Origin of the sequence: Streptomyces sp. NPDC005483 (assembly GCF_040606035.1) — a bacterium.
GTDB lineage: Bacteria > Actinomycetota > Actinomycetes > Streptomycetales > Streptomycetaceae > Streptomyces.
On record NZ_JBEXEA010000027.1, the window covers coordinates 76,625 to 100,730 of the forward strand.

Here is a 24,106-nt window from a genome sequence, read left to right on the forward strand (position 1 = left end):
TCATGGCATCCTCCCTGCGCCCGCGCCGCGTGCCACCTGTCGGTCGGCCACTGCGGCACTGTCGATCTTTGTGTGCAGGGTAGGCGTCCGGCCGCCGTCGGCCGTGAGGTCACGCTCGCTGCCGTTCCAGCTGTTGACCAGGTCGGCGGCCTCGGTGTGGCCGGGGGTGTGGAAGGCGTTGTCCTCGGCGTGGATCGCGGACTCGGTGGAGACGCCGAGGGAGTGGCGGTGGTCGTCGCCTCCGGCGGGATACCGCGTCCGGTCGATGACCGCCGCACCCGGTGTCTCGGGCACCCGTGCGTCGCTCCTCCTCAGGAGGACCCGGCCCACGGTTCGCCCCTCGCACCGGACGACGACACCCACCAGGCCCAGCACCAGGCCCCCCACCGCGATCCGACGGAGTGTCATCCCTTCACCGCCCCCGCGCTGAAGCCCGTGATCAGCCACTTCTGGATGAAGGCGAACACGATCACCACGGGGACCGCCGCGATGATGCCGCCGGCGGCGAGCGCGCCGAGGTCGACGCTGTCCGCGCTCATCAGGGTGTTGAGTCCGACCGGGATCGTCTGCTTGTCCTGGTTGTTGAGGAACATCAGGGCGAACAGGAAGTGGTTCCAGGAGTGCACGAAGGCGAAGGAACCGACGGCGATCAAGCCGGGGCGCAGCAGGGGCAGGACGACGATCCTGAAGGCCGTCAGCCTGTTGCAGCCGTCGACCCAGGCCGCCTCCTCCAGGGAGTACGGCACGTTCTTGATGAAGTTGCTGATAAGGATCATCGAAAGCGGCAGCTGGAAGACCGTCTCGGCGATGATGACACTGCCCAGCGAGTTGATCATCTTCAGCTCGGCGAAGATCTCGAACAGCGGCACCAGGAGCAGCGCGCCCGGCACGAACTGGGAGCAGAGCAGGGCCAGCATGAACGCGTTCTTGACCTTGAAGTCGAACCGGGCCAGGGCGTAGCCGCCGGCCAGGGCGACGAGTGTCGTCATCACCAGGGTGGCGAGGCCGACGTACACGCTGTTCTCGAAGTAGGTGCCGAACGCCCGTTCCGTCCACACCTTCTCGAAGTGGTCGAAGGTGATCGGCCAGGGCACGAGCGAGGTCGAGCCGGCCGGGCGCAGCGCGAAGAGGAGGATCCAGTAGAAGGGGATGAGCGTGAAGACGAGGTAGATCGACAGGGGCAGGTAGATGTGCCAGCGCGGGACCTCGTCCCAGGAGCGGCGGCGCTTCACCGACCGGGGCGGTTCGGGTGTCTCGCGCAGGGGTGCGGGGGCGACCTCCGTGGCCTCCTTGGTGATCACTTGGAACCGCCTCCGAACTTGCTCAGCCGCAGATAGACCATCGAGCAGAAGAGCAGGATCACGAACGCGACCGTGGTCAGGGCGGACGCGTAGCCGAAGTTGTGGGCGTCGACGCTGGTGTTGGCGATGTAGAGCGGGAGGGTGGTCGTCTCCCCCGCTGGTCCGCCGCCGGTCAGGGTGTAGAGCAGGTCGACGTTGTTGAACTCCCACACCGCGCGCAGCAGCGTGGACAGGATGATCGCGTCTTTCAGGTGGGGCAGCGTGATGTGCCAGAACTGCTTGATCGTGCTGGCCCCGTCGACCTCGGCGGCCTCGTACAGGTCCTTCGAGACGGACTGGAGGTCGGCGAGGATGAGGATCGCGAAGAAGGGGACACCGCGCCACAGGTCGGCGACGACCGCCGCCGAGAAGACGGTGGAGGTGTCCGACAGCCAGCTGGTGCCGTAGGAGCCGATGCCCATGTCGGCGAGGTAACGGGTGACGCCCGTCTGGGAGTTGTAGAGCAGCACCCAGATCGCGGAGGTCAGCACGCCGGAGACGGCCCACGGGGAGAAGACGAGCGCGCGGCCCACCGCCCGGCCCACGAAGGTCTGGTTGACGATCAGCGCGAGCGCCAGACCGAACAGCAGCTGGAGGCCGACCTCGACGAAGACCCACTTGGCGCTGAAGGTCAGCGTGTCCCAGAACTGCGGGTCCTTGGTGAAGATCTGGACGAAGTTGTCGAAGCCCGCGTAGCCGTTCCGCCATGGCTTGGTGGGGTTGTAGTTCTGCAGGCTGTAGTAGAAGACGCTGATCACCGGATAGGCGATGAAGCCCAGCATCAGCAGGGCCGCCGGCGCGATCAGCAGGTACGGCAGCCTGCGCGGCGTGGCGGAGGCACGGCGCCGCCGGGGTGGCGCGGGCGGTTTCGCCACGGCTGCGGCTTGGGCCATGACAGGGGCTCCGTTCTCGGTGCGGAAAGCGCTTTCTCGATGTGCATGGGTGCCACTTGCTGTTGCGTGGCGGGTGCGGGTGCGTTGTGGCTGGTCGCGCAGTTCCCCGCGCCCCTAGAGGTGGGACCAGTCACCCTGCATACGGATCTGGGACCTTGCCTTGCCTGGCCAGGAACTCGAAGTCGCAGCCCGTGTTCGCCTGGGTGATCTGGTCGTTGTAGAGGGCGCCGTAGCCGCGTTCGTAGCGGGTGGGCGGGGGTGTCCACTCCGCCCTGCGGCGCTCCAACTCCTCCTCGTCGACGTTGAGTTGGAGAGAGCGTGCCTCGACGTCCAGTGTGATCGAGTCGCCCGTGCGTACGAGGGCCAGCGGTCCGCCGACGTACGACTCCGGTGCCACGTGCAGCACGCAGGCGCCGTAACTCGTCCCGCTCATCCGGGCGTCGGAGATGCGGACCATGTCCCGCACGCCCTGCTTGAGCAGGTGGTCGGGGATGGGGAGCATGCCGTACTCGGGCATGCCGGGGCCGCCCTTGGGACCGGCGTTGCGCAGCACCAGCACGCTGTCGGCGGTGATGTCCAACGCCGGGTCGTTGATGGTGCGTTGCATGGTCTTGTAGTCGTCGAAGACGACCGCGGGCCCGGTGTGCTTGAGCAGGTGCGGCTCGGCGGAGATGTGCTTGATGACGGCGCCGTCCGGGCAGAGGTTGCCGCGCAGGACGGCGACCCCGCCCTCGTTCGCGACCGGGTTCTCCCGGGTGCGGATGACGTCGTCGTCGTGGACGACGGCCCCCTCGATCTGCTCGCCCAGGGTGCCGCCCACGGTCGGCCGGTCCAGGTGGAGCAGGTCGGTGATCCGGGAGAGGAAGGCGGGCAGGCCGCCGGCGAAGTAGAAGTCCTCCATCAGGTACGTCTGTCCGCCGGGCCGGACGTTGGCCAGCACCGGCACGGTACGCGCGATGCGGTCGAAGTCGTCGAGGGTGAGCGTGACCCCGCAGCGTCCCGCCATCGCGATCAGGTGGATGACCGCGTTGGTGGAGCCGCCGAGCCCGAGCACCGTGGTGACGGCGTCCTCGAAGGCCTCGCGGGTCAGGATCTCGGACGGCCTGAGCCCCGTCCAGGCGAGCTCGACCGCGCGGCGCCCGGAGGCCGCGGCCATCCGCTCGTGCGCGGAGTCGACGGCCGGGATCGAGGATGCGCCCGGCAGGGTCATGCCAAGGGTTTCCGCCGCCGCGGTCATCGTGGACGCGGTCCCCATGGTCATGCAGTGGCCCGGAGAGCGCGCCAACCCGCCCTGCAGCTCCCGCAGTTCGCAGTCCGTCAGGTTGCCCGCGCGGTGCTCGTCCCAGTACTTCCACATGTCGGTGCCGGATCCGAGAGTCTCCCCGCGCCAGTGCCCCGGCAGCATCGGCCCCGCGGGCACGAAGATCGAGGTGACGTCCGCCGAGGCCGCGCCCATGAGCAGCGCGGGTGTCGACTTGTCGCAGCCGCCGAGCAGCACCGCCGCGTCGATCGGATACGACCGCAGCAGCTCCTCCGTCTCCATGGCGAGGAGGTTGCGGTAGAGCATGGGGGTGGGCTTCTGGTAGGTCTCCGAGAGCGTGGCGACCGGGAATTCCAGCGGGAAGCCCCCGGCCTGCCACACCCCCCGCTTGACCGCCTCGGCGCGCTCGCGCAGGTGGACGTGGCAGGGGTTGATGTCGGACCAGGTGTTGAGGACGGCGATCACCGGACGGCCCCGGTACTCCTCCGCCTCGTAACCGAGCTGGCGCATCCGGGCGTTGTGCGACCAGGTCCGCAGCTGGCCCTCGGTGCCGTACCACTGGTGGCTTCTGAGCTCTTCGGGACGCTTCCTGTCGGTCATATGGACCACCCGGCGGCTATCGCGGCGACCTCGGAGCGCTCGGCCTCGGGCAACTCGCGGCTCGGCGGGCGCACTTCGCGGCGGCACAGGCCGAGGGAGGCGAGGGCTTCCTTGACGACGGTGACGTTGTCGGCGGAGCCGTTCGCCGCGCGGAGTTCCTCGAAGCGGCGGATCTGCTCCCAGACCTTCATGGCGGCCGGGTAGTCACCGGATCGAAGCGCTTCAATCATGTTCAGCGAGACGGCGGGGGCGACGTTCACGAGCCCGGAGGTGAAGCCGGTGGCGCCCGCCGAGAAGTAGGAGGGCGCGTACGGCTCGGCGAGTCCGGCGACCCACACGAAGCGTTCCAGTCCCGCGTCTCTCGCGAAGGCGGCGAACTTGGCCGCGTCCGGGACGGCGTACTTCACGCCGATCACGTTGGGGCAGGCGTCGGCGAGTTCGGCGAGGCGGTCACCGGCGAGCTGGGCGTTGCGGATGTACGGGACGACCCCGAGCTCCGGGACGGCCGAGGCGATCGCGCGGTGGTAGTCGATCCAGCCGCCCTGCGAGACATAGGGGTGGACGGGCTGGTGGACCATGACCATCCCGGCGCCGAGCTCCCGGGCGTGGCGGGCGGAGGCGACCGCGGTCGGGACGTCGTGTCCGACGCCGACGAGGACGTCCGCCCGGTCCCCGGCCTCCTCGACGGTCAACTCCGTGACCAGGCGGCGCTCTTCGGGGCTGAGGGCGTAGAACTCGCCGGTGTTCCCGTTGGGGGTGAGGGTGGTGATCCCGCCGTCGAGCAGCCGACGCAGCAGGGCCCGGTGGGTGTCCTGGTCGATGGTGCCGTCCTCGGCGAACGGGGTCACCGGGATCGCCACCACGTCGGCCAGGGCCGCCCGCTGGGTCTCGAAGGTCTCGCTGCTCATTCCTGGCCTTCCTGGTCCAGCACTCCGGGGAACGCTCGTTCCACGAAGGACGCGATGTGGGCGTGCAGGGCGCGGGCCGCGCCGTCCGCGTCACCGTCCAGGGCGAGCCGCAGGATCTCCCGGTGCTCGCCGGCCTCCCGGTCCCAGGAGGGCGAGGCCGCCCAGGCGACCGCGGAGACCAGGGCGGCCTGGTCGCGGACCTCGTCGAGCATCCGGCCGAGCAGCGGATTGCCGCAGGGCAGGTAGAGGGCGCGGTGGAACTCCCGGTTGGCGAGGGAGCGTTCGGCGGTGTCGGTCGCGTCGTCGGCCTTGGTCAGGGCGTCGCGCGCGGCGTCGAGGGAGGCCCCGCGCCGCACGGCCCGCTTGAGCGCCTCGGGTTCGAGGAGCAGCCGGACGTCGTAGACCTCGCGCGCCATGTCCGCGTCCACCATGCGCACCGTGACGCCCTTGTACTGGCTCATCACGACGAGCCCGGTCCCGGCCAGGGTCTTGAGCGCCTCGCGCACCGGGGTCTTGGACACCCCGAACTGTGCGGCGAGTTCGGTCTCGACCAGGGCCTGACCAGGCGTCAGGCGCCCGGTGAGGATGCGGCGTTTGATCTCCTCCAGCACGTACTGCGTGCGGGAGGGGATCGGCGTGGGCACAGAGGTCATGCGCGCCTCTCGGATCTCGCGTATCGGATCTTGCGTATCTGATCTCGCGTATCGCGTCTCATATATGACGTACGAAGTACGACGCGTTGAAGGTAAGAGGACGGTGTTGTTTCGTCAATGCTTCTGGCAGACGAAGCCGAAGTTTCTGCGCGGGCGCCTCAGACGAGCCGGGTGGCACCCTCGAAGGCCGTACTGGTGCGCCCGGCGAACGCGACGGCCGCACGCCTGGTCGCCGCCTCCCTGGTGAGCGTGGGTCCGACGTGGGTGACGACCAGCTCGCGCACCCCGGCCTTGCGGGCGATGTCGCCGGCGTCCTCGGGGGTCAGATGGACTTGTTCGCCTCCGCGATGACGGTCGATGTCCGCCTCGCACAGGAACACGTCCGATTCCGCGGCGAGTTCGACGAGGGCGGCGCAGGGTCCGCTGTCCCCGGAGTACGCGAGGACGCGTCCGGCGCAGTCGGCACGCAGGCCGTACGCCTCGGTGTCGTGCGCGACGGCCCGCGCGGCGAGCCGGAGGTTCCAGTGCCGGACGTCATGACCGTCGTACAGGGGATGGAAGTCGAGGATGCCGTCGAGGAAGCGCACGTCGGAGCGGCCGAAGAAGCCAGCGAGCCGATGGGCGCAGCCGGGCGGCGCGTACACCGGGATCGGAGCGGGCAAGGCGAGTCCGCCGTACGTGAAGGCGTAGACGGCGGAGAGCAGATCGGCCGTGTGGTCGGCGTGCAGATGGGAGATCCAGATCGCCGTCAGCCGGGAGGGATCCGTGTGCCGCTGCAACTCCGCGAAGGTTCCGGGCCCGGCGTCCACCCACACCTCGGCGCCTCCGCCGCGCAGCAGGTAGCCGGAGCAGGGGCGGCCCGGCGCCGGGTGCGGGGAGGCGGTACCGAGGACGGTGAGGCTGAGGGGCGGCATGGTGGGGAGCGTACGGTCCGGGCCTGCCGCCCGCCGCCGGTTTCCCCGCGTCTACGGCACTCTCGGACCGGTGTCTACGGCGTCCGGCCCGGGTCGCGCCCGCTGAGTCCCAGGGCCCGGTCCAGCAGTGACGCGTCCTGCGGCACCGGGACGACGGGGCCGAAGATGGCGTCCCGGCTCGGGGCGTCGGCGCAGGCCTGCAGGAAGGCGTACGACGCCGCGAGCGCGGCGGGGTCCGGGTCGTACGACTGACCGGTGGCGCGGGCCAGGTCCCAGCCGTGGACGACCAGTTCGTCGACGGCGACGGCCGCGGCGATCTCGGCGGGCAGATCGACGCCGCCCGCGCGGGTCATGCCGGTCCAGGCCGCCGGGTCGCGCCAGGCCTCGGCGAGTTCGTCGAGGACCTTGGGGAGTTCCTCGCGCCAGCCGGGGCCGATGTCCGGGACGGAGTCGGTCGGCGGGGTGTCGGTGGTGGCGCCGAGGTCCTTGCGGGCGGCGTCGCGGAAGGCGGCGGAGAGATGGAGCAGGTGGCCGAGGATGTTGCGCACCATGTACTGCGGACACGGCGTGGCGTTCCCCAGCTGATCATCGGTGACCGCTTCGGCCAGCCGGGCGATGACCTGGGTCTGCGGTCCGAGGTCCAGGGTCGGGACGGTCATGCGGTGCTCCTCGTGGTTCGCGGTGTGGTGAGGGGTTGACCGTCGCGGCTCCGAAAACTCATCGCCCGGCATCTACGGCACCTGCCCCATCCCGACGCGGGGGCCTTAGGCCCACGATGTCCAGGCATGACGAAGACATGGGCGGTGCTCCGTGACCGCAATGCCAGGCTCTACCTCACCGGAGTTCTCGTCTCCGGCTTCGGCACCTCGGCCCTGTGGCTGGTGTCCGGTGTCTGGGTCAAGGACCTCACCGGCTCGGACGGCCTGGCGGCGCTGTGCATGCTCGCGATGTGGGCGCCGACCCTCGCGGGCCCGCTGCTCGGCACGCTCGCCGACCGCGTCCGCCGCAAACCCCTGCTGATCGGCGGCAACCTGCTCCTGGCGGCCCTGCTGCCGCTCCTCCTGGCCGACCGTGCCCCGGTCATCCTCGCGGTCCTTCTGGTCTACGGCGCGACAGGCGTCGTCCATGACGCGGCGGAGTCGGCCCTGGTCGCCGGTGTCGTCGCCCCGTCCCTGCTCGGCGACTTCAACGGGCTGCGCATGGCGATCACCGAGGGCCTGAAACTGGTGGCCCCTCTGGCGGGAGCAGGTCTCTATACCCTCTTCGGCGGACCCGCCGTGGCGCTCCTGGACGCGGTCACGTTCGTGCTCGCCGCCCTCCTGTACGCCGGGCTCCGGGTCCGGGAGGACAAGCCCGAGCCGCCCCACGGCACCCCGTTCGCCGTAGGCGCCCGCCACATATGGGCCCACCCCACACTCCGCCCCCTGATCCTGGCCGGCGGCACCACCATGCTCTGCGCCGGGCTCAACGGCGCCCTGCTCTACGCCGTGATCGACGGCCTCGGCCACTCCCCCGCGTACGCCGGTGCGCTGTACGCCGTCCAGGGCGCCGGTTCCGTGGCGGTGGGGCTGCTCTCCGGGCCGGCCCTGCGCCGGCTGGGCGAGCGCCGGTTCGCCGCGTACGGCATCGCCCTGACCGCCGTGGCCGCGGGGCTGCGGGCGGTGCCGTCCGACCCGCTCGCCCTGGTCTGCAGCGCGGCCATCGGCGTGGGCCTGCCCTGCGTGCTGATCGCCACGCTCACCGCCGTGCAACGCGAGACGCCGGACGCACTGCTGGGCCGTACGGTCGCCACCGCCAACACCCTGGTGTACACCCCGAACGTGCTCGGTCTCGCGGCGGGCGCGGCCCTGGTCGAACCGGTCGACCAGCGGCCGCTGTCGGCCGTCCTGGGCGTGGCCTGGCTCGCCACGGCCCTGCCGCTGTTTCAGCGGTCGGCGAGCCCTTCCCGGATCGCGGACAGGTCGCCGTCCGACGCCAACCCCGCGTGATACAGCCGCACTTCGCTCGCCCCGGCCTCCCGCGCGCGGGCCACGTCCGCCGCGAGGGTTCCCGGAGCGCCGCCCATCTGCGAGACGACGGGGAAGTTGGCGGCGATGACCGCGTCCTCGCGGGCCCGGGCGAAGGCGGTGAGCAGGTCCGGTCCGCCCGCGCAGGGCACGACGACACCGTCCGCGACGGACAGGATGTGCTCGGGGTCGACGCCCGGGTTGGCCCCGACGTGGTACGTCACGGGGTCGGCGTGCAGCAGGATCTGGAAGCCCTCGGGAGCGGCCGCGCGGACCGCCCGTACCGTCGTTTCCTGGAGCGTGCGGGCGGTTTCGTCGCGCCACGCGCGTGTGGCCGCCGCCGTCCCGGCGCCGAGCAGCTTCTCGACCCCGGCCCAGCCCCCGTCGTCCGGCGCGCCCTGCCACAGCGGCTCCAGCGCGGCCCGTACGGCGGCGGCGAGCGAGTCGGCGTCCAGCCCCTGTTCGCCGTACCCCTCGCGGCACGTCCCGCAGAAGCAGAGCGCCATGAGGTACATCCCGGCGTCGCCGAGGGGCACCCCGCCGATCTTGTCGTGGGCGTGCAGGTGCTGGAGGCCGTACCAGCCGAGGGACTCCAGTTCGGTGCCGACCGCGCCCGGGCGCAGCGCCGCCTCGACGGCGAGGTCGACGAGGTACGCGCGCGTGGCGGGCTGTGCGATGCACGGGGCCCACGGGTAGCGGTCGCCGTAGGCGTTGACGACGGACGTGCCCGGGTGCTCGGCGCCCAGGCGGGAGTTGTGCGCGAGGACGACCCAGGTGTGCACTTCGAGACCGGCCCGGGTGAGTTCCGACAGAGCCTCCCCGAAGGCGTCGCCGGGCGCCCAGTCGCCGGCCGGGTACGGACGCAGGTCCCGGCCTTCCCAGCGGGAGTCCGTCGGGTACAGCACGGCCGCGTGCTCGGCGGTGACGATGCGGTGGCGCGGGTGACGGGGGGTCAACGCGCGCGTGGAGTGGTAGGCGGAGGCGAGGGTCGCCTGCTGCACACCGAGTCCCGCGATGCGGGCCGCGGCCTCCGGGTCCCCGTTGACGTCCCAGGGGTAGACGAACGTCGACGCCTTCACCGTGCCTCCTCCAGCAGCGCGTACCCGCGCTCGATGATCTCCGCGAGCTGCTTCACATGATCCTCCCCCGGCTCGTGCAGCGGCGGGCGGACCTCCCCCACGTCGAGGCCGCGCATCCGGACACCCGCCTTGACGAGGGAGACGGCGTAGCCGCGGCCACGCGCGCGCAGTTCCACGAAGGGACGGTAGAAGCCGTCGAGCAGACGGTCGGCGGTGGCCCGGTCGCCGTCGGCGAGCGCCCGGTGGAAGGCGAGGGCGATCTCGGGGGCGAAGCAGAAGACGGCGGACGAGTACAGGGGGACGCCGATGGCCTGGTAGGCGAGCTGGGTCTGCTCGGCGGTCGGCAGTCCGTTGAAGTAGAGGAAGTCGCCGGGCACCTCGGTGCGTACCGCGCTGACGATCCGCTGCATCAGGTCGAGGTCGCCGAGGCCGTCCTTGAGGCCGATGATCCCCTCGGTGCGGGCCAGTTCGACGACGGTCTCGGGGGTGAAGACGGCGTTGTCGCGCTGGTAGACGATCACCGGCAGGGCGGTCGCGGCGGCCACCTCGCGGTAGTGCCGCAGCAGCCCCTCCTGCCCGGCGACCACGAGGTACGGCGGCATGGCGAGCAGTCCGTCGGCCCCGGCCGCCTCGGCGAGCCGCGCGTACCGTACGGCGAGCGCGGTGCCGTATCCGGCGCCCGCGACCACCGGCACGCGCCCCGCCGTCGCCTCGACGGCCGCCCGGACGCACGCCTCGAACTCCTCGGGCGTGAGCGCGTGGAACTCCCCGGTGCCGCAGCACGCGAACACGGCCGCGGCCCCCGCGTCCACGCCTCGGCGTACGTGCGCCTGATACACGGCCAGGTCGACGGATCCGTCCGGTCCGTAGGCGGTGACGGGGAAGAACAGCGGCCCACTGGGGATGCCGAGTCGGTGGGCGAGGTCGGCGGACGGCGTCACAGGCTCTCCCTAGAGTGGCATGCAGAATACTGATCAGAGTTTATGTTTATGAACACACATCGCGCCACCCTTGACGTGGACAAGACCGAATCCCAAACTTGTCCACGCATGTGAATACCGTACTCATGAGGCCGTTCAAGGAGACCCTAGAATGCCCGCTCCCCGTACCGTTCTGCTCACCGGCGCCGCCGGCGGGCTCGGCACCCTGATGCGGGATCTGCTCCCGGCCTACGGTTACGACCTGCGTCTGCTCGATCTGCGGCCCATCGAGGGCGAACCGGACGCGGTCGTCGCCGACCTCGCCGACAAGGACGCCGTGCGCGAGGCCGTGCGGGGTGTCGACGCGATCATCCACCTCGCGGGCATCTCCCTGGAAGCCCCCTTCGAGAAGATCCTCAAGGCGAACATCGAGGGCACCTACCACCTGTACGAGGCCGCGCGCGCGGAGGGCGTCGGACGGATCGTCTTCGCCTCCTCCAACCACGCCGTCGGCTACACCCCCCGGCCGCAGGGCGACGACCCGCTGATCCCGATCGACCCCCCGCGCCGCCCGGACACCTTCTACGGCCTGTCCAAGTCGTTCGGTGAGGACCTCGCGCAGTTCTACTGGGACAAGCACGGCCTGGAGACCGTCTCCGTGCGCATCGGCTCCTGCTTCCCCGAGCCGACCAGCGTGCGCATGCTCTCGCTGTGGATGAGCCCGGCCGACGGCGCCCGCCTCTTCCACGCGGCCCTGACCGCCGAGCAGGTCGACCACACCGTGGTCTACGGCTCCTCCGCCAACACCCGACTGTGGTGGGACCTCACCACCGCGCGGGCCCTCGGCTACGACCCCCAGGACGACTCCGAGCCCTACGCGGAGAAGCTGATCGCCGAGCAGGGCGAACTCCAGGACGGCAACGAGGGACACGCCTACCTGGGCGGCCAGTTCGTGACGGACCCGCCGATCTGGCCGTACTGACACCCCTGACAACGACGGGCGGGCACCGAACGGGCCCGCCCGCAGCCATTCCGGGCACGGGCTGCGACCCTTGATGGTGGCGCGCCGGCGCCCCATCAGGGGCGCGGGGAACTGCGCGACCAGCCACAACAAACCCGCAGCCGCCACCCGACCGCACCACCCGAGGTCGTGGGCCCACGCCGCCCGAACGGGCACACGCGGGCACTATCCCCCTCGTAACAGACCTGGTCACCGCCACCCACCCGCTGTAGAACTTCCCCCATAGGGCCCGAACGGGCAGACGGCGAAGGAAAGCGGGTGACCACATGTCCGCAACCGCGGAAGAACGCCAGCGGCACATCGTGCATGCCGCCCGCACCACAGGCGCCGTCGACGTCAACACCCTCGCCACCCAACTCGGCGTGGCCAAGGAAACCGTGCGCCGAGACCTCCGCGCCCTGGAGGACCACGGTCTGGTCCGCCGTACGCACGGTGGGGCCTACCCCGTGGAGAGCGCCGGGTTCGAGACCACGCTCGCCTTCCGCGCCACCAGCCATGTGCCCGAGAAGCGCCGGGTCGCGGCCGCCGCGGCCGAACTGCTCGGGGACGCCGAGACGGTCTTCGTCGACGAGGGCTTCACCCCGCAGCTCATCGCCGAGGCCCTGCCCCGGGACCGGCCGCTGACCGTGGTCACCGCGTCCCTGCCGGTCGCCGGCGCCCTCGCCGAGGCCGAGAACACCTCCGTCCTGCTGCTCGGCGGCCGGGTCCGCCCCGGCACCCTGGCGACCGTCGACCACTGGACGACCAAGATGCTGGCCGGCTTCGTCCTCGACCTGGCCTTCATCGGCGCCAACGGCATCTCCCGCGAACACGGCCTCACCACCCCCGACCCCGCGGTCAGCGAGGTCAAGGCGCAGGCGATCCGGGCCGCGCGCCGCACGGTGTTCGCCGGAGTGCACACCAAGTTCGGCGCGGTCAGCTTCTGCCGGTTCGCGGAGATCGGCGCGCTGGAGGCGATCGTGACGAGCACCCTGCTGCCCTCTTCCGAAGCCCACCGGTACTCCCTGCTGGGACCCCAGGTCATCCGCGTCTGAACGTCCAACTGACGGGCTCAGCGGGCCTTCCATGCCGCGAAGCGCCCTTTATATCCCTCTATGTCCAGGAGCGATCCATGCGAACCCAGAGCCGACGACGGCCACCGCGAGCCACGCTCGCCATGGCCGCCGCAGGGACGCTGCTCGCCCCGCTGCTCTCCGGCTGCTGGGTCGGAGCCGGCGGGGCGGGGTCGGGCGGTGACGCCATCAACGTCCTGATGGTCAACAACCCCCAGATGACCGAGCTGCAGAAGCTGACCCGGGCCCACTTCACCAAGGAGACCGGGATCAAGGTCAACTTCACCGTCCTGCCCGAGAACGACGTCCGCGACAAGATCAGCCAGGACTTCGCCAACCAGGCCGGCCAGTACGACGTGGCGACCCTCTCGAACTACGAGATACCCATCTACGCCCGCAACGGCTGGCTGCACGAGATGGACTCGTACGTGGCCAAGGACCCGTCGTACGACGAGAAGGACGTCCTGGCGCCGATGCGCCAGTCCCTGACCGGCGACGACGGCAAGCTCTACGGCCAGCCCTTCTACGGCGAGTCGTCGTTCCTGATGTACCGCAAGGACGTCTTCGCGCAGAAGGGCCTGACGATGCCGGCCCGTCCCACCTGGCAGCAGGTGGCCGACCTGGCGGCGAAGGCCGACGGGGCTCAGCCCGGGATGAAGGGCATCTGTCTGCGCGGCCTGCCGGGCTGGGGCGAGGTCATGGCCCCGCTCACCACGGTCGTGAACACCTTCGGCGGCACCTGGTTCGACAAGAGCTGGAAGGCCCGGCTCGACTCCCCGGAATGGGAGAAGGCGACGAAGTTCTACGTCGACCTCGTGCGCGAGCACGGCGAGTCCGGCGCCGCCCAGTCGGGCTTCGCCGAGTGCCTGAACAACATGACCCAGGGCAAGGTCGCCATGTGGTACGACGCCACCTCCGCGGCCGGTTCCCTGGAGGCGAAGGGCTCCCCGGTCAAGGGCAAGGTGGGCTACGCCCCCGCCCCCGTCGAGGAGACGAAGTCCTCCGGCTGGCTCTACACCTGGGCCTGGGGCATCCAGGACGCCTCCCGCAACTCCGGCAAGGCCTGGAAGTTCGTCTCCTGGGCCTCCGGCAAGCAGTACGAGCAGCTGGTCGGCGACCGGGTCGGCTGGTCCGACGTCCCGGCCGGCAAGCGCGCCTCCACGTACACCAACCCCGCGTACGTCAAGGAGGCCGCCGCCTTCCAGGAGATGACCAAGGAGGCCATCGAGCAGGCCCGGCCGAACGACCCGGGTGTGCAGCCGCGCCCCGCGCCCGGCATCCAGTTCGTCGGCATCCCCGAGTTCACCGACCTCGGCACCAGGGTCTCCCAGGAGATCAGCGCGGCCATCGCCGGACGCCAGTCCGTCGAGTCGGCCCTGAAGAAGTCCCAGCGGATCGCCGAGAAGATCTCCGAGGAGTACGAGGGACGATGACCGCGACCACCACGGCCCCCCTGGCCACCCCGACCGTACGCACCGCGCGGCAACCCTCGGGCCGACTGCGCGCCTGGGCCACCCGCGGCCCGCTGCTCCCCGCCCTGGTCTTCATGATCGTGGTCACCCAGCTCCCCTTCGTGGCCACGGTGGTGATCTCGTTCTTCGACTGGAACTCCCTCTATCCCAAGGCCCGGCACTTCACCGGCGTCGACAACTACCAGGAGGTTCTCACCGACGCCGACCTGCGCCACTCGGTGTGGACGACGGTCCTGCTGACGGTCACAGTCGTCCTGGTCAGCCTGGTCCTCGGACTGCTCCTGGCCCTGCTCCTCGACCGCCGCTTCAAGGGCCGGGGCGTGGTCCGCACCCTGCTGATCGCCCCCTTCCTGGTGGTCCCGGTGGCGGCGGCCCTGCTCTGGAAACACGTGCTCTACAACCCTGAATACGGCCTGCTCAATGGGTTGTTGCACTATGTGGGCGGCCCACAGCCGGACTGGATCTCCAGCACCCCGCTGCTCGCGATCGAGGCCTCCCTGGTCTGGCAGTGGACCCCGTTCATGATGCTCATCCTGCTGGCCGGCCTGCAGAGCCGCGACCAGCAGCAGATGGAGGCCGCGCGGGTGGACGGCGCGAGCGACTGGCAGATCTTCCGCTATCTGACCCTCCCGCATCTGCGCAGGTACCTCGAACTCGGCGCCCTGCTGGGCTCGATCTACATCGTCCAGAACTTCGACGCCGTCTTCACGATCACCTCCGGCGGCCTCGGCACCGCCAACCTGCCCTACACCGTCTACCAGAGCTTCTACCAGGCCCACGAGAACGGCCTCGCCTCGGCCGCCGGCGTCCTGGTCGTCATCGGCTCGATCATCATCGCGACCTTCGCCCTGCGCGTGGTGTCGTCCCTGTTCCGCGAGGAGGCGGGCCGCGCATGAGCAACACGATCGCCGTGAAACGCAAGGGACTTGGCCTGGGACTGGTGGCCTGGCTGCTGGGGATCGTCTTCTTCCTGCCGATCGCGTGGATGGCCCTCACGTCCTTCCACTCGGAGACGGACGCGGCCACCAACCCGCCGTCCTTCGGCGCCGCCCTCACCCTGGACGGCTACCGCGAGTTCTTCGGCACGGGCGGCGGCGCGAGCCCCTGGCCGGCACTGATCAACTCGACGGTCGCCTCGCTGGCCTCGACCCTCTTCGTCCTGCTCCTGGCCCTCCCGGCGGCGTACGCGCTCTCCATCCGCCCGGTCAGGAAGTGGACGGACGTCCTGTTCTTCTTCCTGTCGACGAAGATGCTGCCGGTGGTGGCGGGGCTGCTGCCCATCTACCTGTTCGCGAAGAACACGGACATGCTCGACAACATCTGGCTGCTGGTCATCCTCTACACCTCGATGAACCTGCCGATCGCCGTCTGGATGATGCAGTCCTTCCTCGCCGAGGTCCCGGTCGCGGTGATCGAGGCCGCGCGCGTGGACGGCGCCCGCCTTCCGACGATCCTCGCGCGCGTGGTGGCCCCGATCGCCCTGCCGGGCATCGCGGCAACAGCCCTGATCTGCTTCATCTTCAGCTGGAACGAACTGCTCTTCGCGAGGGTGTTCACCGGTGTGGTCGCCGAGACCGCCCCCGTCTTCCTGACCGGCTTCATCACCAGCCAGGGCCTCTTCCTGGCGAAGGTGTGCGCCGCGTCGCTCGTCATCTCCCTGCCGGTGCTCGCCGCGGGGTTCGCCGCCCAGGACAAACTGGTCCAGGGCCTGTCGCTGGGAGCCGTGAAATGAAGGCCGCCGTCATCGAGTCCGTGGGCCGTGCCGTCGTCACCGAGGTCCCCGACCCGACACCCGGCCCGCGCGAGGTCGTCGTCGAGGTCGCCGCGTGCGGCCTGTGCGGCACCGACCTGCACATCCTCCAGGGCGAGTTCGCCCCCGAGCTGCCGATCGTGCCGGGCCACGAGTTCGCGGGCGAGGTGGTCGGGGTCGGCTCCCGGGTCACCGAGCTGGCAGTGGGCGACCGGGTGGCCGTGGACCCGTCCCTGTACTGCCACGAGTGCCGGTACTGCCGTACGGGCCACAACAACCTCTGCGAACGCTGGGCCGCGATCGGCGTGACCACGGCGGGTGGCGCGGCGCAGTACGCCCTCGCGCCGGTGGCCAACTGCGTACGGCTGCCCGAGCACGTCCGCACCCAGGACGCGGCGCTGGTGGAGCCGCTGTCCTGCGCGGTCCGGGGCTACGACGTCCTGCGGTCCCGCCTGGGCGCCCACGTCCTGGTCTACGGCTCGGGAACGATGGGCCTGATGATGCTGGAGCTGGCCAAACGGACCGGCGCGGCGAGCGTGGACGTGGTCGACGTGAACCCGGCCCGCCTGGAGACGGCCCGCAAGCTCGGCGTCTCGGCGTCCGCCGCGAACCCGGACGAGCTGGACCGTCCGCAGGGCTGGGACCTGGTCATCGACGCGACGGGCAACGCCGCGGCGATCCAGGACGGCCTGGACCGGGTGGCCAAGGCGGGCACCTTCCTCCAGTTCGGCGTGGCCGACTACGCGACACGGGTGACGATCGACCCGTACCGCGTCTACAACCAGGAGATCACCATCACCGGCTCCATGGCGGTCCTGCACAGCTTCGAGCGCGCGGCGGAACTCTTCGCGACCGGTGTCCTCGACCCGGAGGTCTTCATCAGCGACCGGCTGCCCCTGGACCGGTATCCGCAGGCGCTGGAGCAGTTCGCCTCGGGGGTGGGACGCAAGATCGTGGTGGTGCCGCAAGCCACGAAAGATTAAGGGAACGGTAAAGCGGCGTCGCTCGTTCACCGGGCATGACAGCTATGACCCCCGGCTCGAACATCCCCCTCCCCGTCGCCCGCGTGACGGTGGACGTCTCCGCACCGGTGCGGCTCGACGTATCGGGCCTGCTGCTCACCGCCGACGGCAAGGTGCGCTCCGACGACGACTTCATCTTCTACAACCAGCCGACGGGGCCGGGGGTCACCTACCGGTCGGGCGGCGGTACGGCGCCGGACGCGATCAGCGTCGACACCGCCGCCCTGCCCCCGGGCATCGAGAAGATCGTCGTCACCGCGAGCCCGGACGCGGCGGGCCAGACCTTCCAGGGCATCGAGCCGACGGCGACGATCCGCAACGCGGACGACAACAGCGAGCTGGCCACGTTCACGCCGCCGCAGCTCGGCACCGAGACGGCGCTGGTGGTCGTGGAGATCTACCTGCGCAACGGCGCCTGGAAGGCCCGCGCCGTCGGGCAGGGGTACGCCAACGGGCTGGCGGGCATCGCGACGGACTTCGGCGTCTCCGTGGAGGAGCCCGCCCCGACGCCGGTGGCTCCGCCGGTCACGCCGGCCGTACAGACCCCGGTGGCTCCGCCCGCCCCGGCCGTGGACCCCCGGATCGCCGCGCCGCCGGCGCCCGCCGCTCCTCCGGCTCCGCCCGCTCCCGGTGCCGGGAAGATCAACCTCGACAAGGGCCGGGTCAGCCTCCAGAAGAACCAGACCGTGTCCCTGGTCAAGGGCGGCCGCCCCCTCCTCTCCCAGGTCAAGATGGGTCTCGGCTGGGAGCCGGCGTACCGCGGCAAGGACATCGACCTCGACGCGTCGGTCATCGCCTACGGCCCGCAGCGCAACCACATCGACAGCTGCTACTTCGGCAAGCTGTCCATCGTCGGCGGCGCGATCAAGCACTCCGGCGACAACCTCACGGGTGAGGGCGGCGGTGACGACGAGGTGATCGTCGTCGACCTCGGCCGGCTCCCCCAGGAGGTCACCGGCCTCGTCTTCACGGTCAACTCCTTCTCCGGCCAGAAGTTCACCGAGGTCGCCAAGGCGTACTGCCGCCTCATCGACGCCGCGAGCGGGGAGGAACTGGTCCGCTTCGACCTCACCAACGCGGAGGCGCAGACGGGCGTGATGATGGCCAAGCTGATCAAGCAGTTCTCCGGCGAGTGGGAGATGACCGCGATCGGCGACTTCGTGAAGTCCCGCACGGTGCGGGGGATGGTGAAGCCGGCGGCGCAGGCGCTGTAGGGGTGAGCCCCCCTGAGGGGGTACAGCCGGGCATGCCCGGCTGTACCCCCTCAGGGGCGCGGGGCTGTATCAATCTGCGGCTCCGCCGCGGGGCGCGACCAGCCCCCGCTCACCCGCAGCCCCTCCGTGAGCAGGGTCAGGTACCGCCGGATCGACTCCCCACCCCCGTCACCCAGCTCCGCCGCACCCGCCACCCCGTGCGCCAGCCGAAGCAGCTCCACCGGCTCGACATCCCCCCGCAGCGAGCCTGACTCCTGTGCCGCCGACACCAACCGCTGCGCCGCACCCCGCACATGCGTCCCGCACACGGTGACCGCCGCGTCCGTCATCGCGGACCCCAGCAGCGTCTTCAGCCCGCGCACCTCGATCGTCCCGACGCACAGCTCGTACAGCCACTCCCCCAGGGCCTGCCCCGGCGGCAGCTCCCGCGCGAGCTCGTCGGCACGCCGGGCGAACCCCTCTACGCGGTCCAGGTACGCCGCCTCCAGCAGGGCCTGCCGGGTCGGGAAGTGCCGGTAGAGCGTCCCGGACCCCACCCCCGCCCGCTTGGCGATGTCGTCGAGCGACGCACCCTCCCCATGCTCGGCGAACGCCTCCGCGGCCACCTTCAGCAACCGCTCGTAGTTGCGCCGAGCGTCCGCACGCATGGGCCTGACCTGCGTCATCCAGATACTCCTTGCGAACCGGGGGCTCGCTCCGCATGGTATCGAAATGGTATCGAACGGGCTAGAACAGGGCGCTGTACCCGTTGAGCGCCGGCTGCCCGCCGAGGTGGGCGTAGAGCACGGTGGAGTCGGCGCCGATCTCCCCGCGCCCGACGAGGTCGATCATCCCGGCCATGGACTTGCCCTCGTACACGGGGTCGGTGACCATCCCCTCTGTGCGGGCGGCGAGCCGCATCGCCTCCAGCGTGGTCTCGTCGGGGATGCCGTAGACACCCGCGTGGTACCGCTCGTCCAGCTCCACGTCCTCCTCAGTCAACTCCTTCTGTACGCCGATGAGTTGCCCGGTGTTGTGGGCGATCCGCGCGATCTGCTCCCGGGTGGTGACGGGCTTGGCGGAGGCGTCGATGCCGAGGACCCGCCGGGGCCGCCCGCCCGCCTCCTCCAGCGCCCGGAACCCGGCGACCATGCCGGCCTGGGTGGACCCGGTCACCGAGCAGACCACGACCGTGTCGAAGAAGACACCCAACTCACGCTCCTGGTCCGCGACTTCGTACGCCCACGCGGCGAAGCCCAGGCCGCCGAGCGGGTGGTCGGAGGCACCGGCGGGAATGGCGTACGGCTTGCCGCCGCCCTCCTCGACGTCCCTGAGCGCCTGCTCCCAGCTCTCCTTGAACCCGATCCCGAACCCGGCCTTCACCAGCCGTACGTCGGCCCCGGCGAGCCGGCTGATCAGGATGTTGCCGACCTTGTCGTAGACGGCGTCCGGCCAGTCCACCCAACTCTCCTGCACCAGCACGCACTTGAGCCCCGCCCGGGCGGCGCAGGCGGCGACCTGGCGGGTGTGGTTGGACTGGACGCCGCCGATCGAGACGAGGGTGTCGCAGCCCTTGGCGAGCGCGTCGGCGACCAGGTACTCCAGCTTGCGGGTCTTGTTGCCGCCGTACGCGATCCCGGAGTTGCAGTCCTCGCGCTTGGCCCACAGCGCGGCCCCGCCGAGGTGCGCGGTGAGGCGCTCCAGGCGGTGGACGGGGGAGGGTCCGAAGAGGAGGGGGTAACGGTCATAGGACGAAAGGGGCATGGGGACCTCCCGGGTGGGTCGCGGTGGGCTCAGTCGCTGTCGGCGAGTTCGGCCAGGCCCCGCCAGATCTCCGCCGTGACCCGGACCGCCTCGTCCACGTCACCGGCAGCGCAGGCCTCGATCAGCCGGTCGTGCAGACCTGCCGAACGGCAGTTGCCGCCCTCGCCGAAGCGCCTGCGCTCCAGCCGGCGGATGAGGGGGGTGTAGCGGGCAGTGGTGGCGGCGGCCGCGCGGTTTCCGCTGACGCGGACGAGGACGTCGTGGAGTTGGTCGTCGGCGTGCAGGGCGGCGTCCACGTCACCGGCGGTGACGGCGGTCGCGAAGCGTTCGTTGGCCGCGCGCATCGTCTCGATGTCGGCGGCGAACAGCCGGGGCACGGCGACCCGCGTGACCAGTTCGTGCATGGCCCCGACCACGGCGGCGGCGTCCCGCACGTCGGCGGCGACGACCTGGGTCACCCGGGTGTAGCTCTGCGGCTTGCTCTCCAGCAGCCCCTCGTCGACCAGCCGCGTGAAGGCCTCCCGCACCGGCGCCCGCGACAGCCCGAGCCGCTCGGCGAGCTCGGCGTCCCGCACGACCGCTCCGGGCTCGATCTCCCCGGCCACGATGGCGTCCCGGATGGACGCGTAGGCGCGGTCGCGGAGGAGGGTGCGAGCGAGTGGTCGTATGGCCTTCATGAACTGAAATGTTAGATGTCAGTTATCCGGACAGGCAAGGGTGGGCAGGGGTGGGCAGGGGTGTGGCCCGCACCCCCGTGAAGTGCGGGCCACGTTCGGGGCTCAGACCGCCCAGGGCCAGTCGGCGTCCTGGGCCGCCTCGAGCAGCGGAACCATCCGGAAGGCCGCGTCCGTGAGGCCTCCGAAGGTGTGGCGGTTACCGGTGCCGGAGGGGCCGTGGCCCGCCCGGTAGCCGGCGAGGTTCCAGGTGTAGACCGGCACGTCGGCCGGGACCTGCTCGGTCGGGCCGCCGTGGCGGTTGTACGAGTACTGCTCGTCGGTGACGATCAGCACCCGGTCCTGGCCCCGGTAGTGCGCGCGGATCGCCGAGGTGGTGTCGGTGCCGCCCAGATCGCCGAAGCGGCCGAGGATCTTCAGCACCGACTCGCCCCTGCCGATCGTCAGCCGCCGGTTGCTCGTGCCGAACTCGACGAGATCCGCGTCTTCCGCACGCAGCGCGAGCGCCGTGCCGAAGATCGCCGCCGCGTCGGCCCGGTTGAGCTGGGAGCGGTCGGACAGCCGCGCCCACATCGAGCCCGAACGGTCCACGAGCACCAGGGTCCGGCCGGGCAGTGCGGGCACGTTGGCCAGCGAGTGGCCGAGCGCCTGCTCCAGCGGGTACGCCCAGCGCAGCGAGGGCGCGTGCTGGTAGGCGGCGAGGTACCGGAAGGGGAACTGCCGCGACCGTACGACCTCCGCCGGGTCGCTGATCCGGGCCGCCACCTGAGCCGCGACCTCGTCGCTGACTCCGGCCTCGTCGAAGTTCCTCAGGTTCCTGACGAGTGACATCGCCCCCATCGACGGAATCACGGCCTCCCAGGCCGCCTTGTCCATCGGACCCTGCAGCCAGCCCGCCAGCGCCTCCCACGTCATCCCGGCCGCGGCCAGCCGCTCGGCCCCGCTCTCGGACGTGACCACGGCACGGCGCCGCTCGACCGGCAATGCCATCAGCTCGCGGTGCGCGGTGAGCAGACGGCTCGACTCGGGCGGCACGGCCGTGTCCGGGTTGTGCCGCCGGTCGAGGGCGTACTGGAACAGCTCGCCCTGCCACGGCTTGTCCGGGTCCGGGGCCGCGTGCACGAGGTTGAGGATGTCGCCGAAACGGTAGCCCTTGGACGCGGTGTCGTACTTCAGCAGCGACTTGCCGCTGTAGAGCCGCCGTACGGCGTCGGCGATCCCGCGCTTGACGGGCTTCGGGACGTTACGGCCGTACTGTGCCGTCCAGTACCCGAGGAACTCGCCGGGCTCGTCGGGCCGCTGGAGTACGGAGGCCACCACCTGCCGGTTCGAGGGACCGTCGGTGACACCCGCGTCGAGTCGCGCCTTCACGTACTCGGCGGCGCCCACGAGCGAGGCGGTACGGAGGTTGCCCTCGCCGCGCAGCCAGCCGAGCAGGCCGGCGGTCCAGGTCGGGTCGGTGACGGCGAGCTGCCCTACGAGGCCGGCGAACCGGTCGTCGCGGTCCGCGCCGGACTCGTAAAAGGTCTGCTGGGAAACGAAGTTGGCGACCGCGAGCAGAAAGAGCTCGGAGCGCGCGTCCCGCTCACGGCCGAGGCCGCCCTCGTAGGTCCGCAGAACGCGTCCCGTCGAGGTGATCCGGGAAGCGGGACGGGCCCGCGCGGCCTTCTTGTTGAATCGCGCCATGGTGAATTCCCCCGAATTCGTTGCCGTTTCGGAAGGAGGCGCAGCAAAAGGAGGGTGTCCGAGGTCGAAGTCGACTGCGGTGCTTATAAACTGGCGCGTCTTCCGTTCCGCCACATCGGCCTGAGCCGATGACGGGATTCGAACCCGCACGAGGGATGTACCCCCACCAGTTCCCGAAGTATCCGCTGCCTGCGCACCGGGCACCCACCATGAGCTGCGCCTCCCGAGATCAAGTCGGCGGCGGCGTGGGATTCTTTGAGAGAGAAGTAGCCGCTGCCTTCGCACCGGGAGGTGCGCTGTCTTGATCTCACTGTAGGAGGCACAACTCGGGGGTGGCGACCGAATTAACTAGCCGCGCTTCTGCCGCTTCCACGGCCCCGTGATCGCCAGCATGATCCCCGGAGTCTGGATGTTGGCGTACAGCGTCCTGCCGTCGGGCGAGAAGGTGACGCCGGTGAACTCGCTGTACTCCGGCGCCTCTTCGGTGCCGATGTTCAGCTCGTTGCGGGCGATCGGGTAGGTGCGGCCGCTCTCCGTGGCGCCGAACAGGTGCTGGACGCCCTCGCCGTCCTCGGCGATGACGAGGCCGCCGTAGGGGGAGACGGTGATGTTGTCGGGGCCGTCGAAGGCGCCGTCCTTGGACGGGTCGGGGTTGACGCCGAGAAGGACCTTCAGGGTGAGGGTGCGGCGCTTGGGGTCGTAGAACCAGACCTGGCCGTCGTGCTGGACGGGGCTCTCCTCACGGGCGTACGAGGAGACGATGTACGCACCGCCGTCTCCCCACCACATGCCCTCCAGCTTGCGGGCGCGAGTGACCTGGCCGTCGGTGAACTGCTTGCGGACCGAGACCGTCTTGGCATCGCGGTCGGGTACGTCGACCCAGTCGACGCCGTACACCGTGCCGATCTTGGTGGCGCGGGAGAGGTCGTCGACGAACTTGCCGCCGGAGTCGAAGCACTTGAAGGCCTGCAGGACCCCCGCGTCGTCGGCGAGGGTGCGCAGCTTGCCGCGGCCGTGGTGGAAGCCCGCCGGCGGAGTCCAGCGGAAGAGCAGGCCGTTGGGGCCGGATGCGTCCTCGGTCAGGTAGGCGTGGCCGCGCTTGGGGTCGATGACGACTGCCTCATGGGCGTACCGGCCGAACGCCTTGACGGGCTTGGGGTCGCGATTGCCGCGGCGGTCCTCGGGGTCGACCTCGAAGATGTAGCCGTGGTCCTTGGTCATGCCGTTCTGGCCGGCCTTGTCCTCGGTCTCCTCGCCGGTGAGCCAGGTGCCCCAAGGGGTGCTGCCGCCCGCGCAGTTGGTGGAGGTGCCGGCGATGCCGACCCACTCGGCGACATGCCCGTGGCGGACCTCGACGACCGTGCAGCCACCGGAGGCGGCGGGGTCGTAGACGAGGCCCTCGGTGAGCGGCACGGGGTGAGGCCAATTGGCTCGCGGGCCTTTGAGCTCGTGGTTGTTGACCAGGAGGGTCGCGCCGCGGGGGCCGCAGAAGGTGGCCGTGCCGTCGTGGTTGGAGGGGGTGAACTCGCCGGACTCCAGCCTGGTTTTGCCGCTGTAGGTGATGACGCGGTACTTGAACCCGGCGGGCAGTGCGAGCAGACCGTCGGGGTCGGCGATCAGGGGGCCGTAGCCGACGCCGCCGTGCGCGCCCGCGGACTGCGCGTCCGCGCTCTCGACGTCGGTGGCCGCGAGCGCGTTGGGGGCGGTGGCGAGGGCGCCGACCGTGCCCGCCAGTGCGACACCGGCCCCGGTGATCGCGGATTTCGCGGCAAAGTCCCTGCGGGTGAGCGACATGGTGTCTCCTGAGACGGTGGGTATGCCGTGGAGGGTGGGGGACCTCGAATCGGCGCAACCGTCTCGCCCATGTCTGAACAGCGGTTGAACAGCGGGAGGATTCA

At 70.6% G+C, this 24,106-nt stretch carries 22 protein-coding genes and 1 pseudogene; 8 read left to right on the forward strand and 15 right to left on the reverse strand.

The features are described 5' to 3' along the window. From ABZT06_RS37365 to ABZT06_RS37400, 8 genes and pseudogenes are all read right to left on the reverse strand, one after another. Positions 1 to 240, reverse strand: a pseudogene (locus tag ABZT06_RS37365) (pectate lyase); the annotation flags it as partial. Between the two features lie 164 nt (positions 241 to 404). Next, positions 405 to 1,301 (reverse strand): carbohydrate ABC transporter permease, encoded by an 897-nt coding sequence (locus tag ABZT06_RS37370; protein ID WP_355751585.1) that lies wholly within the window; start codon positions 1,299 to 1,301, stop codon positions 405 to 407. Beyond that, positions 1,298 to 2,233 (reverse strand): sugar ABC transporter permease, encoded by a 936-nt coding sequence (locus ABZT06_RS37375; RefSeq protein WP_355751587.1) that lies wholly within the window; start codon positions 2,231 to 2,233, stop codon positions 1,298 to 1,300. Before ABZT06_RS37375 ends, ABZT06_RS37370 begins: the two co-directional genes overlap by 4 nt. Before the next feature lie 130 nt (positions 2,234 to 2,363). Next, positions 2,364 to 4,094 (reverse strand): L-arabinonate dehydratase, encoded by a 1,731-nt coding sequence (araD, locus tag ABZT06_RS37380; protein ID WP_355751589.1) that lies wholly within the window; start codon positions 4,092 to 4,094, stop codon positions 2,364 to 2,366. Further along, a complete protein-coding gene (locus ABZT06_RS37385) occupies positions 4,091 to 5,002 on the reverse strand; it encodes a dihydrodipicolinate synthase family protein (RefSeq protein WP_355751591.1) in 912 nt (303 codons plus the stop codon). Before ABZT06_RS37385 ends, araD begins: the two co-directional genes overlap by 4 nt. Continuing rightward, positions 4,999 to 5,655 carry a GntR family transcriptional regulator gene (locus tag ABZT06_RS37390; protein WP_031044780.1) on the reverse strand — a complete coding sequence of 219 codons (657 nt, stop codon included), beginning with the start codon at positions 5,653 to 5,655 and terminating at the stop codon, positions 4,999 to 5,001. The genes ABZT06_RS37385 and ABZT06_RS37390 overlap by 4 nt, the downstream gene beginning before the upstream one ends. 158 nt (positions 5,656 to 5,813) lie before the next feature. Continuing rightward, a complete protein-coding gene (locus tag ABZT06_RS37395) occupies positions 5,814 to 6,569 on the reverse strand; it encodes an MBL fold metallo-hydrolase (protein ID WP_355751594.1) in 756 nt (251 codons plus the stop codon). 74 nt (positions 6,570 to 6,643) lie between these two features. Beyond that, a complete protein-coding gene (locus ABZT06_RS37400) occupies positions 6,644 to 7,228 on the reverse strand; it encodes a TIGR03086 family metal-binding protein (RefSeq protein WP_355751596.1) in 585 nt (194 codons plus the stop codon). Positions 7,229 to 7,354: 126 nt separating this feature from the next. Between ABZT06_RS37400 and ABZT06_RS37405 the strand changes: the two genes are divergently transcribed. After that, entirely contained in the window at positions 7,355 to 8,557 is a 1,203-nt protein-coding gene (locus ABZT06_RS37405) for an MFS transporter (protein WP_355751597.1), read from the forward strand. On the opposite strand, the gene ABZT06_RS37410 is transcribed toward ABZT06_RS37405, so the two are convergent. Together ABZT06_RS37410 and ABZT06_RS37415 are read right to left on the reverse strand one after the other, a co-directional pair. Further along, positions 8,494 to 9,654, reverse strand: a complete 1,161-nt coding sequence (locus tag ABZT06_RS37410; RefSeq protein ID WP_355751599.1) for a hypothetical protein — start codon at positions 9,652 to 9,654, stop codon at positions 8,494 to 8,496. The genes ABZT06_RS37405 and ABZT06_RS37410 overlap by 64 nt on opposite strands. Next, a complete protein-coding gene (locus ABZT06_RS37415) occupies positions 9,651 to 10,595 on the reverse strand; it encodes a 5-dehydro-4-deoxyglucarate dehydratase (RefSeq protein WP_355751600.1) in 945 nt (314 codons plus the stop codon). The genes ABZT06_RS37410 and ABZT06_RS37415 overlap by 4 nt, the downstream gene beginning before the upstream one ends. A 151-nt stretch (positions 10,596 to 10,746) precedes the next feature. Between ABZT06_RS37415 and ABZT06_RS37420 the strand changes: the two genes are divergently transcribed. From ABZT06_RS37420 to ABZT06_RS37450, 7 genes are all read left to right on the forward strand, one after another. Then, entirely contained in the window at positions 10,747 to 11,556 is an 810-nt protein-coding gene (locus ABZT06_RS37420) for an NAD(P)-dependent oxidoreductase (protein WP_355751602.1), read from the forward strand. Between the two features lie 305 nt (positions 11,557 to 11,861). Further along, the gene (locus tag ABZT06_RS37425) at positions 11,862 to 12,629 is read left to right on the forward strand and encodes a DeoR/GlpR family DNA-binding transcription regulator (protein ID WP_355751604.1); all 768 of its coding nucleotides are present in this window, start codon (positions 11,862 to 11,864) and stop codon (positions 12,627 to 12,629) included. A 77-nt stretch (positions 12,630 to 12,706) separates the two neighbouring features. Continuing rightward, positions 12,707 to 14,080: a sugar ABC transporter substrate-binding protein gene (locus ABZT06_RS37430; RefSeq protein ID WP_355751606.1), complete on the forward strand. Its 1,374-nt coding sequence runs from the start codon at positions 12,707 to 12,709 to the stop codon at positions 14,078 to 14,080. Next, complete coding sequence (locus tag ABZT06_RS37435) at positions 14,077 to 15,015, forward strand: sugar ABC transporter permease (RefSeq protein WP_355751608.1); 939 nt, start codon at positions 14,077 to 14,079, stop codon at positions 15,013 to 15,015. Before ABZT06_RS37430 ends, ABZT06_RS37435 begins: the two co-directional genes overlap by 4 nt. Then, positions 15,012 to 15,851 carry a carbohydrate ABC transporter permease gene (locus tag ABZT06_RS37440; RefSeq protein ID WP_355751610.1) on the forward strand — a complete coding sequence of 280 codons (840 nt, stop codon included), beginning with the start codon at positions 15,012 to 15,014 and terminating at the stop codon, positions 15,849 to 15,851. Before ABZT06_RS37435 ends, ABZT06_RS37440 begins: the two co-directional genes overlap by 4 nt. Next, positions 15,848 to 16,852, forward strand: a complete 1,005-nt coding sequence (locus tag ABZT06_RS37445) for a zinc-dependent alcohol dehydrogenase family protein (RefSeq protein WP_355751612.1) — start codon at positions 15,848 to 15,850, stop codon at positions 16,850 to 16,852. The genes ABZT06_RS37440 and ABZT06_RS37445 overlap by 4 nt, the downstream gene beginning before the upstream one ends. 44 nt (positions 16,853 to 16,896) lie before the next feature. Continuing rightward, positions 16,897 to 18,105, forward strand: a complete 1,209-nt coding sequence (locus tag ABZT06_RS37450) for a TerD family protein (protein WP_355751656.1) — start codon at positions 16,897 to 16,899, stop codon at positions 18,103 to 18,105. Positions 18,106 to 18,155: 50 nt separating this feature from the next. On the opposite strand, the gene ABZT06_RS37455 is transcribed toward ABZT06_RS37450, so the two are convergent. The 5 genes from ABZT06_RS37455 to ABZT06_RS37475 form a co-directional block, all read right to left on the reverse strand. Beyond that, positions 18,156 to 18,770 (reverse strand): TetR/AcrR family transcriptional regulator, encoded by a 615-nt coding sequence (locus ABZT06_RS37455; protein ID WP_355751613.1) that lies wholly within the window; start codon positions 18,768 to 18,770, stop codon positions 18,156 to 18,158. Positions 18,771 to 18,831: 61 nt separating this feature from the next. Continuing rightward, positions 18,832 to 19,848, reverse strand: a complete 1,017-nt coding sequence (locus ABZT06_RS37460; RefSeq protein WP_355751615.1) for a 1-aminocyclopropane-1-carboxylate deaminase — start codon at positions 19,846 to 19,848, stop codon at positions 18,832 to 18,834. A gap of 29 nt (positions 19,849 to 19,877) precedes the next feature. Beyond that, the gene (locus ABZT06_RS37465; protein ID WP_355751617.1) at positions 19,878 to 20,525 is read right to left on the reverse strand and encodes a GntR family transcriptional regulator; all 648 of its coding nucleotides are present in this window, start codon (positions 20,523 to 20,525) and stop codon (positions 19,878 to 19,880) included. Between the two features lie 102 nt (positions 20,526 to 20,627). Further along, on the reverse strand, positions 20,628 to 22,208 hold the full coding sequence (locus tag ABZT06_RS37470) for a TROVE domain-containing protein (protein ID WP_355751619.1): 1,581 nt from the start codon (positions 22,206 to 22,208) through the stop codon (positions 20,628 to 20,630). Positions 22,209 to 22,556: 348 nt separating this feature from the next. Next, positions 22,557 to 24,002, reverse strand: a complete 1,446-nt coding sequence (locus ABZT06_RS37475; protein WP_355751621.1) for an alkaline phosphatase PhoX — start codon at positions 24,000 to 24,002, stop codon at positions 22,557 to 22,559. Positions 24,003 to 24,106 lie beyond the last annotated feature (104 nt).

What these genes read in the sequence shown, in the direction of transcription:
- ABZT06_RS37375 (WP_355751587.1), bottom strand. Translation starts at nt 2,233, where the DNA reads ATGGCCCAAGCCGCAGCCGTGGCGAAACCGCCCGCGCCACCCCGGCGG.
- araD (WP_355751589.1), bottom strand. Translation starts at nt 4,094, where the DNA reads ATGACCGACAGGAAGCGTCCCGAAGAGCTCAGAAGCCACCAGTGGTAC.
- ABZT06_RS37385 (WP_355751591.1), bottom strand. Translation starts at nt 5,002, where the DNA reads ATGAGCAGCGAGACCTTCGAGACCCAGCGGGCGGCCCTGGCCGACGTG.
- ABZT06_RS37390 (WP_031044780.1), bottom strand. Translation starts at nt 5,655, where the DNA reads ATGACCTCTGTGCCCACGCCGATCCCCTCCCGCACGCAGTACGTGCTG.
- ABZT06_RS37395 (WP_355751594.1), bottom strand. Translation starts at nt 6,569, where the DNA reads ATGCCGCCCCTCAGCCTCACCGTCCTCGGTACCGCCTCCCCGCACCCG.
- ABZT06_RS37400 (WP_355751596.1), bottom strand. Translation starts at nt 7,228, where the DNA reads ATGACCGTCCCGACCCTGGACCTCGGACCGCAGACCCAGGTCATCGCC.
- ABZT06_RS37405 (WP_355751597.1), top strand. Translation starts at nt 7,355, where the DNA reads ATGACGAAGACATGGGCGGTGCTCCGTGACCGCAATGCCAGGCTCTAC.
- ABZT06_RS37420 (WP_355751602.1), top strand. Translation starts at nt 10,747, where the DNA reads ATGCCCGCTCCCCGTACCGTTCTGCTCACCGGCGCCGCCGGCGGGCTC.
- ABZT06_RS37425 (WP_355751604.1), top strand. Translation starts at nt 11,862, where the DNA reads ATGTCCGCAACCGCGGAAGAACGCCAGCGGCACATCGTGCATGCCGCC.
- ABZT06_RS37430 (WP_355751606.1), top strand. Translation starts at nt 12,707, where the DNA reads ATGCGAACCCAGAGCCGACGACGGCCACCGCGAGCCACGCTCGCCATG.
- ABZT06_RS37435 (WP_355751608.1), top strand. Translation starts at nt 14,077, where the DNA reads ATGACCGCGACCACCACGGCCCCCCTGGCCACCCCGACCGTACGCACC.
- ABZT06_RS37440 (WP_355751610.1), top strand. Translation starts at nt 15,012, where the DNA reads ATGAGCAACACGATCGCCGTGAAACGCAAGGGACTTGGCCTGGGACTG.
- ABZT06_RS37445 (WP_355751612.1), top strand. Translation starts at nt 15,848, where the DNA reads ATGAAGGCCGCCGTCATCGAGTCCGTGGGCCGTGCCGTCGTCACCGAG.
- ABZT06_RS37450 (WP_355751656.1), top strand. Translation starts at nt 16,897, where the DNA reads ATGACCCCCGGCTCGAACATCCCCCTCCCCGTCGCCCGCGTGACGGTG.
- ABZT06_RS37455 (WP_355751613.1), bottom strand. Translation starts at nt 18,770, where the DNA reads ATGACGCAGGTCAGGCCCATGCGTGCGGACGCTCGGCGCAACTACGAG.
- ABZT06_RS37460 (WP_355751615.1), bottom strand. Translation starts at nt 19,848, where the DNA reads ATGCCCCTTTCGTCCTATGACCGTTACCCCCTCCTCTTCGGACCCTCC.
- ABZT06_RS37465 (WP_355751617.1), bottom strand. Translation starts at nt 20,525, where the DNA reads ATGAAGGCCATACGACCACTCGCTCGCACCCTCCTCCGCGACCGCGCC.
- ABZT06_RS37470 (WP_355751619.1), bottom strand. Translation starts at nt 22,208, where the DNA reads ATGGCGCGATTCAACAAGAAGGCCGCGCGGGCCCGTCCCGCTTCCCGG.
- ABZT06_RS37475 (WP_355751621.1), bottom strand. Translation starts at nt 24,002, where the DNA reads ATGTCGCTCACCCGCAGGGACTTTGCCGCGAAATCCGCGATCACCGGG.